5 protein-coding genes are annotated in these 12018 nt (G+C 51.2%); 1 reads left to right on the top strand and 4 read right to left on the bottom strand.

From position 1 onward, the window contains the following. Positions 1 to 55 precede the first annotated feature (55 nt). Entirely contained in the window at positions 56 to 1273 is a 1218-nt protein-coding gene (locus DDT52_RS07890; RefSeq protein ID WP_136155863.1) for an EAL and HDOD domain-containing protein, read from the top strand. A gap of 119 nt (positions 1274 to 1392) precedes the next feature. On the opposite strand, the gene DDT52_RS07885 is transcribed toward DDT52_RS07890, so the two are convergent. The 4 genes from DDT52_RS07885 to DDT52_RS21145 form a co-directional block, all read right to left on the bottom strand. Next, positions 1393 to 10011 (bottom strand): glycoside hydrolase family 94 protein, encoded by an 8619-nt coding sequence (locus DDT52_RS07885; protein WP_136155862.1) that lies wholly within the window; start codon positions 10009 to 10011, stop codon positions 1393 to 1395. A gap of 269 nt (positions 10012 to 10280) precedes the next feature. Continuing rightward, positions 10281 to 11204 carry an LpxL/LpxP family Kdo(2)-lipid IV(A) lauroyl/palmitoleoyl acyltransferase gene (gene lpxL / locus DDT52_RS07880; RefSeq protein WP_136155861.1) on the bottom strand — a complete coding sequence of 308 codons (924 nt, stop codon included), beginning with the start codon at positions 11202 to 11204 and terminating at the stop codon, positions 10281 to 10283. A gap of 253 nt (positions 11205 to 11457) precedes the next feature. Then, positions 11458 to 11613, bottom strand: coding sequence for a hypothetical protein (locus DDT52_RS20915; RefSeq protein WP_168709750.1), 156 nt, complete (start codon positions 11611 to 11613; stop codon positions 11458 to 11460). A gap of 74 nt (positions 11614 to 11687) precedes the next feature. After that, on the bottom strand, positions 11688 to 11849 hold the full coding sequence (locus DDT52_RS21145) for a YnfU family zinc-binding protein (protein ID WP_247595502.1): 162 nt from the start codon (positions 11847 to 11849) through the stop codon (positions 11688 to 11690). Between the last annotated feature and the right edge of the window lie 169 nt (positions 11850 to 12018).

The following is a 12018-nucleotide window of genomic DNA, read 5'->3' as shown; positions in this document are numbered from 1 at the left end:
CTGTATAGGAATGGATAACATTAGCTAATGTGTATGTCTCACATAGGGACTCATCATGTATTCATTCGTTGCCCGTCAACCCATTTTGAACCAACGCCTCCAAACCGTTGCCTATGAACTTCTTTTTCGCATTGATGTCACCAACAAATTTCCTGATGTGAGTGCCGAATATGCAACAACCCAACTAATAACTGACCAGTTTTTAACAAACCCGTTGGCAAAGTTAGTCGGTGACCAATTATGCTATGTAAATTTCCCCCACCAAATGTTAATAAACGGTCAAGCAGAAGCATTACCGCTCGAGAAAGTTGTCATTGAGATCCTTGAAAGCGCAACACCTGACAATGAATTATTCAATGCAATAAAAAAAATGAAAAAGAAAGGCTTCAGGTTTGCACTTGATGACTTCACGATGGGACCTGACTGGAACAGGTTTCTGCCTTATGTTGATATAATAAAATTCGATTTAAAAAGGTCAACATTCGATGAGATTGAAAACTTCATCAATCACTCCACGCACAATCATCTGACCTATCTTGCCGAAAAGGTGGAAACACATGAACAGTATATTCAGGGAAAGCGAATAGGCATATCCCTGTTTCAGGGATATTTTTTTAGTCTGCCGGAAGTCATGAAATCAAAAAGATTAATCAATAATTCAAACAGCACCATCAGCCTGCTGAAAGAGATCAATAAGCCAGAACTCAACTACGTCAGAATTGAGGAGTTAATTTTTGCCGATTTATCATTGTATTATAAATTAATGCGCTATGTCGCAAACATTAAATACAAGACCCGGTTTGGCATACTCTCCTCTTCCATGTCTTTTCGAGCGATGGCGATACTTCTTGGACAGAAAGAACTTAAACGTTTTGTTTCATTAATTAGTATAACGAATAGCAACACGAAAAAACCTGATGAGCTTTATCGCATGAGTTTAATCAGGGCCAGATTTTTTGAACAATTACATGCCGAACGTCACGTTGACGATGATTCGACAGAAGCGTTCTTGTGCGGATTATTATCACTACTGGATGCCATTTTAGATTACCCGATGCCTCTATTGCTTTCTCAGATAATCTTGTCAGATAAAGTCAATCGCGCTTTATTAAATCATACCGGTGAGTTTGCCGTCTACCTGACATTAATTTCTGAATATGAGCAACAGCAATGGGAGCATCTTGATTATTATCTAACCTGTATGGAGATAAATGAGACGGATTTTTTCCATATGGTAATGGAAGCCACACGTTGGGCAGATGAAATTCTGTAGTTTGCTCACCGCACCAATATAAAACCACCAGATATCACATGAAGATATCGCATTAAATAATTTTGCGTGACCGCCGAAGCGGTCATGCAAAAATAAGCAAGAATCGTCAATCCTCTTTTTTATAACATGATTTGAAGATAATGCTGCCCTTTCATCAGTTCAATTTTTATCTGTTTTTGTTCTGCATCAAGCGCGATTTCCACCTCATCCAGCGTTACCCGAGACAACCCCTGGCATCGGTGATTATCATTCACAACGCTAATAAGATAGTGGCTCTCCCCCAAGGTTACCTTTGCCTCAAAACCGGGCCAGTAATCAGGAATACAAGGGCACAGCACCAACAGATTGCCTTCACGGCCGATCCCCAGGACGCCCTCAAGGCCAGCGCGGTACATCCACCCTGCCGAACCGGTATACCAGGTCCAACCGCCGCGTCCGATATGTGGCGCCACAGAATACACGTCAGCCGCCATGACATAAGGTTCAACGCGATATCGGGCGATCTTCTCCGGCGTCGAGCCATGATTAATCGGGTTAATCAAGGCAAAGAGCTCGGTAGCCTTATTCCCTTTACCCAATTGTGCAAAAGCCAGCACCGACCACATCGCCGCGTGCGTGTATTGACCGCCATTTTCGCGCAATCCAGGCGGATAACCTTTGATATAACCGGGATCTTTCACCGTGCGATCGAACGGTGGCGTAAACAACAGCGCCAGCCCGTCCTCATGACGGATCAGATATTTTTCCAGAGACGCCATGGCCGTCTCCGCCCTTTCGGCATCCGCAGCGCCGGAAAGTACCGCCCAGGATTGTGCAATGGAATCAATGGCGCATTCATCATTTATACGACTGCCGAGCCAGGAACCATCATCAAACGTAGCCCGGCGATACCAGGCGCCATCCCAGGCCGAATGCTCAATTGCCGCCCTGACGGACTCGGCATGATCGCGCCAGCGGGCCGCACGAACCTCATCATGGCTGTCGGCCAATGGCGCAAAGCGTTCGATAGTATGAATCAGCAACCACCCCAGCCAGACGCTCTCGCCTTTTCCGCCTTCACCGACGCGATTCATACCGTCATTCCAGTCGCCCCCGCCGATAAGCGGCAAACCATGCTCCCCCGTTAACTGTAAGCATTGATCCAGACCGCGAGCACAGTGTTCGAACAACGTGGCGGTTTGGGCGGATGGCATAGGTTGGAAGAACGCGTCATGTTCCCCCTCGGCAACAGGCGGCCCCTCCAGAAAGCCGATCTGTTCAGTGAGGACGTCATAATCCTGACTCACCTGCACATAAGTCGCGGTGGCAAACGCCAGCCAGACCCTATCGTCGGAAATATGCGTTCTCACCCCGGCGCCAGAATGCGGCAGCCACCAATGCTGAACGTCCCCTTCGGCAAATTGCCGTCCCGCCGCGCGTAATAAGTGCTGCCGCGTCGCCTGAGGCCGGGAAAAGGTCAAGGCCATACCGTCCTGTAGCTGATCACGGAAACCATAGGCTCCGCTTGCCTGATAAAAACCGCAGCGTGCCTGAATACGGCAAGACAAGGTTTGATACAGCAGCCACCCATTCAGCATGATATCCATTGATCTATCGGGCGTTTTCACACTGATCGCCCCCGTCACCGCATCCCAGTGAGCTTCAACCTCGCGCAGCACCTGATCCAGATCGATCTGCCGGTATTTCTCAATCAGATTCCTGACCCGTTCAACCGATGTCTCCTGCCCGATAAACCAGACGATCTCGACCTGTTCGCCTGGCGCGATGCTGACCGTTGTCTGTAAAGCACAACACGGATCGATTCCCGCCGCAGTATTCCCCGACAAACGAGTAGTTTTCGCCAGTGCCGCCGGCGCCCGCATGTGTCCGTTACGCCCCAAAAACTCCGTTCTGTCCGCCGTCAGCGATGATTGACCGCCAGACAAATCAGCAAAACCGATCCGTCCGGGGAAACTGCCAGACCAGGGATTTCGTACCAGCACCGCCCCCGTCTGTGAATCCACATGACTTAGCAGATAAGGCGCGCTGGCGCTGCGCGACGTCCCCAGCACCCATTCCGCATACGCGGTAATCGTCAGTTGCCGCGGCTGCGTTGAGGTATTGCATAGTCGCAAACGGGAGATTTTTATCGGGTCAACCAGAGGGACGTATTGTCGTAACTCTGACTCAACGTCATTGGCATTATGGGTAAATCGACTATAGCCAAAACCATGGCGCGCAACATAACATCCGTTGTCATTAATCGGCCATACCGTCGGCGTCCACAACACGCCGCTCGTATCATCACGGATATAAAGCGCCTCACCGCCGGGATCAATCACCGCATCATTTCCCCAGGGCGTCAACTGGTTCTCACGGCTATTTTCCGCCCAGCTGTACCCGCTCCCTTGCGCGGAGACCTGAAATCCAAACGTTGGGTTGGCGATAACATTAATCCACGGCGCCGGCGGGGTATGTTCAGCATCCAGCACGGTGACATATTCCCGTCCCTGCCGATCAAACCCGCCGATACCATTAAAGAATTCCAGACCTTCAGGACGTGAGATCTTGTCTGGCAGACTCTTCGGCTGCGTGGGGCTTACCGGTCGGATCTCGCGGGACGAATACGGTATTAACGCCAACTGATTGGAAATGGGGCCCCGGCGGGCAATCAGCGAGACCCGGGCGATTGACAGCAACAGCGCCCTTGATTCTTTTGACATTAAATCAGCACGCAGCGCAAAGACCTCGCCCCGCGTTGATGCGCCGCCCAGACGCGGCCTTGACTGGCTGCTGCGGATGGCGGTTTCAATGGCTATCTGCAAATCCTGAATATAAGACGATGAGCGCTCATTAACGATCACCAAATCCACATTAAGTAACTTCATTCGCCAATATTCGTGGGCCCTCAGTAACTGATGCACCTGTGCCATATCGTCAATATCATCAATGCGCAGCAGCACGATCGGCAGATCGCCAGAAATGGACATTGACCACAGCCCGGATTGTCCGCCCGCCCCATCCACAATGGATTCTGACGGAGCGCGAAAACGCGGATCGGTATAGATGACGGGAGCAGCCAAACGCTGAAAATCCGCAGCCTCTTCAGACTTCACCCCAAGATGGCGCAACTGCACCTGGGCCTGGGTCCAGGCAAAGGTTTTATCGCGTTCATAAGCACTGCGATCGTGATGTTTATCAATCAGATCAATCAATTCTTCACGTGAGGTGGCAACCACGGTCCAGAATGCCAGACGCACCGTTTTACCTGCGGGAATTTTCACCTGCTGACGTAGTGAAAAAATGGGGTCAAGTACCGTTCCGGTGGTATTTGATAACGATTGATGCCCCAGAATGGCATCCGCCGTCATGACTGACTTACCGTGGCCAATAAAACGGGCACGGTCTGATTCATACTGCATCTTGCTGCCAATCGCCCCTTCCAACACGGCGAAATGTGCGGCCCAGACGGGCGGCTCATCGGGTGCTCGAGGCCGGCGGGTCGCAATCAGGGCGGAAAATTCATCCAGATACTCCGTTTGCACAAACATGCGGGAAAACGCGGTATGCGCGATATCCGCACTGGGCGGCGCCAACACAATTTCCGCATAGGACGTCAGTTCTATATCACGCCGGCGCCGTCCGCTGTTCGTTAATGTCACCCGCCGGACTTCCCCATCGCTTTCCCCGGACACCAGCACATCAAGCGTGGTGGTCAGCGAACGTTCATGTCGGATATATGAGGCATGGTCTTCGCCAAAAACCACCTCATAGCGATGCACTGGCACACCGATGCTGCCGATCATGCCGGATGAAGCCGGCAAATTGCCCATCGATTCACTTAACTCGCGTTGCTCCCCCGCCGACCAGATTCTGTTGCTGCGCATATCACGCAACAATACGAAACTGCCCCAGGCATCCCGCGTACTGTCTTCCCGCCAGCGCGTAATCGCTAATTCGCGCCAGTGGCTATAGCCAGATCCCGTTGCGGTTAACATCACCGCATAACGGCCATTAGAGAGTAAATGAGTTACCGGTGCGCCGGTAGGCGATGCAGAGAAACGGCGCAACATCGCGGTTTCATTACGCCTTTCCCCTCCGCCCACTTTCACATCTTCAGTCTGGGGCTCCGCGAGAGCAACATGCACAGGCAGACTTTCCTGTAATAACAGTTCACACGACTGAATCACCGGCTCACGATGAAAACGCCGACGCATATTGCCGTTATGCAGCGCGTTGGCGATAGCGACCAGCGTCATACCCTGGTGATGCACCATGAAACTGTAAACGATGGCGAATTTTTCATTATCCGGCAGACGCGACGGCGTGAAATCAAGCGCTTCATAGAAACCATAACGACCAGAAGCCCCCATCGCCGCTAAACGCGCATAGTTTCGGCACGCGGCAAGCGGGTCAACCATCGTGGCTAACCCGGTTGCATAAGGCGCCACCACCAGATTATCCGCCAGCCCGCGTTTTAACCCCAACCCAGGCACGCCAAAGTTTGAATACTGATAGGTGAAATCGATATCCCGCGCATTATAGGCCGATTCGGAAATCCCCCATGGCACGGATAACGCACGGCCATAAACCTGCTGTTGCGCGACAATGGCGCGCGTCGTTTGCTCCAGCAAACTGCCTATCGGCGCACGCATCACCAATGACGGCATCAGATACTCAAACATCGATCCGGACCAGGACATCAGCGCAGACCCCTGACTGGTGCGAACCGCCGAACGTCCCAGCCGGAACCAGTGACGAGTACTGACATCCCCTTTAGCGATGGCAAACAGGCTGGCCAGTCTGGCTTCTGAAGCCAGCAGATCGTAACAACTGACATCAAGCTGATTCTCCGACATCAGATAGCCGATCGACAACAGCTTGCGCTCCGGATCGATAAGAAATGCAAAGTCCATTTCCATCGCCATCTTGCGAGAACGCAGCGCCAGCCCTGCAAGGCGTTCAATCAGGGCGTCGTGCTCAACGGCGGAATATTGATGTTCACGTTCATGGGCAAGCAGCATCGCTCGGGTCGCATTAATCCAGAAGATCGGTTCAGCACTGGCCCCCTCGTCGGAGTACGGCAATAGCGTATAAGTACGCTGCAACAACTGGTCCACTTGTAAAATCACTGCCGGCAACAGGCGTTCAGGCGCCAGATTACCGTTCAGTAAGGCCTCGATTTTCGCTAACGACCTGAGTAATGAAGTCTCATCCCGCGTTTCGCTACACAGCGACAGTGATTCGCGAATCAATTGCAGGTGATCGGACAACGGTTCCCGAATATCCTGCAAGCGGTTTTCTTCCTGCCATAACTCACAGGCGTTCGCTAATACGATCAAATTACCGGCCAGGTTGCCACTATCAACCGAGGATACATAGGCTGGATGCAGCGTTTGCAGATCCTGCGTATCGTACCAATTAAAAAAATGGCCTTTAAAACGCGGCAATCGGTCCATGGTTGCCAATGTTGCGCTGATCCGGTCAAGCACTTCGGAAAGACCGATCCAGCCAAAATCTCTCGCCGCCACGGTAGAGAGCAAATACAGGCCGATATTCGTTGGCGAAGTCCGGTGAGCCACCACCGGTTTCGGTCGCTCCTGGAAGTTATCCGGCGGCAAGTGATGTTCATCTTCAGTGACAAAGGTTTCAAAAAAACGCCAGGTACGCCGGGCGATTAGCCGCAATGCCTGCTTATCCGTCTCATTGATGTTTTCCTGATGAGAAGTCTTACGCTCGCGGCTGGTCCATAATGCCAGCGCCGGGGCCGCCAGCCACAACACGCCAAGCGGCAACCAAAGCGGCCAATTCTGGGGCGATACCAGACTACCCCATCCCACCGCGGCCACACCCAGCAACAGTCCCCCCATCATCTGATGGTAGAAACCGGCCAAAGTCAGACGCGGGCGGCTGCCAGACTGGGCTGCCGTCGTCCATTCAAGCAAATGCCGCCGGGTAATCGTTAACCGTACCAACGTGCGGACCAATGCATCAAGCGCTCGCCAGCTATGATCGGCAAGAAAGGCAAAAGAGAGGAAAACCTGCATGAATGCCAGCTTAAGATCGCTGCACAAATGGTGGAAAGGCTGGCTCTGACTGAGTGGCTGTTGCCGGGTCACTCCGCGCTGACAGCGTGAAACAGCATCCCACAGCGCCGGCAAACAAGCGGGAAACGCCAATATCAGCAGAACGATGACAACCCCTTTCCATGCCACGGCCAGCGGTAGCGCGGCACAACAAATCAGCATCAATAAAAGACTTGGGGCAAACAGCGAGCGGCGCAAATTATCGATCATTTTCCAACGCCCGACGGCGGGTAACCGCACTTTCGCTCCTGACGCGATACGCACCCGACCAAGAATCCACGGCAGCAGTTGCCAATCGCCGCGCGTCCAGCGATGTTGCCGTTTTACGATGACGTCATAGCGGGAAGGAAAGGCTTCCACCAGTTCAACATCAGAAGCCAGCCCCGCGCGGGCATAAATCCCCTCAAACAGATCGTGACTGAGCAGACGGTTTTCCGGAATACGCCCTTGGAGCGCACGTTCAAACGCATCAACATCGTAGATCCCTTTCCCGGTATAAGAACCTTCACCGAACAAATCCTGATAAACATCAGACACCGCCGCTTCATAGGGATTGATCCCACCCGGCGCAGAGAAAATACGCTGATATAATGACGCTTCATTGCCCGCGGGCAGAGAAGGTGTAATGCGGGGTTGCAGAATGGCGTATCCCGCCACAATACGCTGGCCGCTGCAATCCCAACGCGGTTGGTTAAGCGGGTGCGCCATTTTGCCAATCAGTTTTAGGGCCGTATCCCGGGGCAAACGCGTATCGGCATCCAGCGTAATCACATAGCGAACATTGGCAGGCACCTGAACAGCATGACTCGCTATCGGGATGAAGCTGGTATCCGTCGCTCCGCGCAACAAGCGGTTAAGCTCATGCAGTTTTCCCCGTTTTCGCTCCCAACCCATCCATACCTTTTCACTGGCATTGAATAACCGTCTGCGATGCAGTAATAAAAACCGCTCGCCGGCCGGTCCCGCGCCGTAGCGCTCATTAAGCTGTTGTATGGCCAGTGATGCCTGCATCAGGATGTGTTGATCGCCGGCAAGAATTTCCGTTTCGGCATCCACGCCATCGGTCAACAGGGCGAATGTAATATCGCCTGGCCCGCAGGACAGATAATGCACTTCCAGCTGTTCGACCTGTTGCAAGATGTCCTGTTCGCCGGACAACAAGGTCGGCACCACCACCAATGTTCGGCAATTCGGCGGTACGCCTTGCAATAGTTCCAGCCCCGCCAATGGCGCAGCGCCAAACAGCCAGGTGATCAGCCGATTGACCCATGTCATAGCGACTTCAGACAACGGAATGATGCTGATAAGGCCAATCAATAACAGCCAGAGGTTTGACACGGAAGAAGACGACAAGACCGCCCCGGCGCCGGCTAACAGCAGCGCGGTAAAAAAGCCGATAGCGCCGACATAACCTGCCATTCCTATGCGCAGGGTAAATCGATTGAAACGCAGTAAAAGCGCGGGCCGAAAACCAATCACCTCTTCGAGTTGTGGCCGGCCTTCCGCAATCAGATAGTACCCGGGTTCACGCTTACGTTCGTGAAGGTCATCAGACTGAGGAGGAACCGGCGCCTGTTGTGCCAGCAAAAGGGCCTTTTCCGTGATATCAAGCTCAGAGCATGGCGCTTGCCGGGCAAGTTGTTCAATCGCGCTGCGGTATAAATTACGGGTGGAAAAATCCATCGCCGCAAATTCGCTGCCGGCCCGTAAACGCGCGTCAACCAGACTGACGCTTTCAAAAAATACCGCCCAGTCGATATCGGAAATCAACCGCATACTGGTAATAATATTGCGCACGGTGACGTTAGAGATCCCCAGACGCTGCTGCGCACGTCGCACAACCTCTTCCGTCGAACTCCCCTGCTGTTTAAGCCGCTGTTCGAGCCATCCCAGCGCGGGCGTTGTCCTTGGATCCTGATCGCGTAACCGCTTTACCAGCTGAGCGGCAAACGTCTCTGACAGCGGAACATTGTTGTTATAAGAAGACAGATTGTTGTTCGCAATTTCATGGTCAAGATCGGCGCGGACATCATCGGCTCGCAACAGGTTATTCGCCACCCGCTCCGCATCAGCACGGTCCCGACGCCCGACGGTCATCTGATCGGCCAGGCGCCGCAGGTTTTCTATCAGCACGATACGCAGGGTGATGGCTACGGCCCAGAGTTCGCCTATCGTCAAGGGCTGAACTTCCTGATAGGCCATAATGAAGCGGCGCAATGCGTCAGGATCGACATGGCTGTCGGTATGGGCAATAAACGCCCACACCAGACCAAATACCCGGGGATAACCGACAAAAGGCCCCTGTGACAACTTGGGCAATTGCCGATAATAACGGGGAGGCAAATCTTCACGAATCTCACGAATTTGCGCCGCAACCAGATGATAGTTATCCAATAACCATTCTGCCGCAGGCACGACGTTACCGCCTTCTTCCAATTCGTGGGCACTGGCGCGGTAAGCCGCCAGCAACACTTTCGCATTGTCATTCAAGCGATGGTGCAACGAGGTAACATTCGGTGGCGATAACGTCACGGGCTGGGCAGCGGCCAAGGTGCGTCCATGCTGCTCTAAACGCTCCATACCAAACAGATCCCCTCTGACAGGTAGAATGTCATTCCAGGGTGGCGCAGCGTCTTGATGCAGGAAGGAGAACGCGCGGGAAAATATTTTCATAATCGCCTTTTAGTCTGCACGCCAAATACGCACAGACCGCTTTAAAGGTAACGTCCAGAAAGCTGGCAAACCTTATTGGCGCAGGATTGTCGGCACTTGATACAGGAAATACATCGTCAACTTGCTCGAACGGTGAAAAAAGCAAGAGCAAAAATTAGAAAAGCAGGGAATAAGTATAGTCGATAAACGTCGGCCTACTAAACGTCGTACCGAAACGGGAAAGACAGCAAATCAGGATGAACACTAAAACATTAGTGTAAAATAATGAATTAAATATACAGCGATTGCTCACCTTGAGGACGGGTTTTAAAACGCCGATGTAACCAAAGATATTGGTCCGGCGCCCTCATAATTTCATCTTCTATCGTTTGATTAAGATAATGAGCAGCCGACAGATTATCATCATAGGGATAATTTTCCAGTTCGGAAGAAATAATCAATTGATATCCTTGCTCGTCAGGTTTACGGATTACCACCGCGGTCACCAATTTAGGTCTGGCCAGTTTAGCGATAGTAAATGTCCCATTGCTGGTGGCCGCTCGCTCGACGCCCAAAAAGGGCACAAATACACTGCCTTTCACGCCATGATCCTGATCGGGGGCAAACCAAACAATACCGCCATGTTTTAAGGTGTGCACCATTAAGACCAGCTTTTTGCGGTCGACCAGGACATTTCCCGATCTTGAACGTCCCCATTTTTGCACCAGTTCCAAGACTTTATTGTTATGAGGGCGATACATTACGGTCATCGGTTTGCAATGGCCCAAAATACGAAAATGCAATTCCAGCGTCATGAAATGTACGCCAATAACGATAACGCCACACCGTTTATTTTCTGCCGTTTGCAAATGCTCCAATCCGGTGATATTAATCCACTTTTTTATTCGCCTGTCAGACCAGAACCATGCCATGCCCGTCTCCAGCAACGCGATGCCAAGAGAGGAAAAATTATCAGTTAATTTAGTCTCAAGCTGTTGCGCACTGATATCAGGGAAGCAAAGCGCCAGGTTACGTCTGGCGATCGCGACTCGCCTTTTTAAAAAATGCATCGACTGACGCCCAACCCAGCCGCCAAACGTAATCAGAGCGGGATAAGGAAACTGCACCAGCAGAAACAATATTCCCAGGCCAAACCACAATAACCAGTATCTGGGATGGGCATAGCTTAAAAAAATTTCACAGCGATTAATCATATACTTATCTCTAATTATCAGTCTGTTATCCATAACCGCAATGATTTAGCAACGTGAGATTATTCAGGGTGCCATGTTCATGGCCGATGATTTTTCGATTGGGGGGACCGCTGTTTTTCATTCAACCACCTATTTTTATTCTTTTTAAATGAATGAATATCGATTGTTAACCTGAGTTACAGGCTATCCGTTAGACATAAAAACAGGCGAAAAGATTCAAAAAACAAAAAAACACAGGAGACCGTCATTTTATTCAGCGTAACTTTTCATATTCTGCGGCCAGCAGTTCGTAAATTTTGCCAAACCGTTGTTGAATAATAAGCGGTTGACCTTCCCTTGCAGCAATGACGCCGGAGAGAATTACACAGGTTTGTGTGAACAAAAATACTTTCAGTTCTTCTTCAGTCAATTGGAATGTCCCTGCGTTGGCGGCGATTGAACCTATGCGGTAGTCTTTTGAAAATGAACCATAAATAACATCCTTTACTTATCCCTCGGCAAAAAATACAGACCGCATTTAGGACAAATAATCGTAATGTTTTCACGAAGTCGATTTTTGTTTTGCTCGGTGACATGAGCGCAGATGGGGCAAGCGACTTTCACGGTTGTACTACTGAACTTCCGAAGGGCATCTAAGATAGACATATCTTTTACCTGATATACCCTAAATAATTCGAGTTACTTACGGGTTTGAGCGCCGCTTGCGGCGGCCTAAACGGAGCGAAGTCCGGGATGGATGGGTAATAAAGCCAACGCGCCTGCAACTTGAAGTATGACGGGTAAGATGTATGGGTACTTAGTGTACTCCTTAATA

The sequence above is a fragment of the Brenneria roseae subsp. roseae genome (assembly GCF_003115845.1).
Taxonomy (GTDB): domain Bacteria; phylum Pseudomonadota; class Gammaproteobacteria; order Enterobacterales; family Enterobacteriaceae; genus Brenneria; species Brenneria roseae.
This window is presented reverse-complemented; position numbering and strand designations above follow the sequence as displayed.

Bases quoted from the DNA above. Each gene is read 5' to 3' on its own strand.
- DDT52_RS07885 (WP_136155862.1), bottom strand. From the start codon at position 10,011: ATGAAAATATTTTCCCGCGCGTTCTCCTTCCTGCATCAAGACGCTGCG.
- DDT52_RS07890 (WP_136155863.1), top strand. From the start codon at position 56: ATGTATTCATTCGTTGCCCGTCAACCCATTTTGAACCAACGCCTCCAA.
- DDT52_RS21145 (WP_247595502.1), bottom strand. From the start codon at position 11,849: ATGTCTATCTTAGATGCCCTTCGGAAGTTCAGTAGTACAACCGTGAAA.
- lpxL (WP_136155861.1), bottom strand. From the start codon at position 11,204: ATGATTAATCGCTGTGAAATTTTTTTAAGCTATGCCCATCCCAGATAC.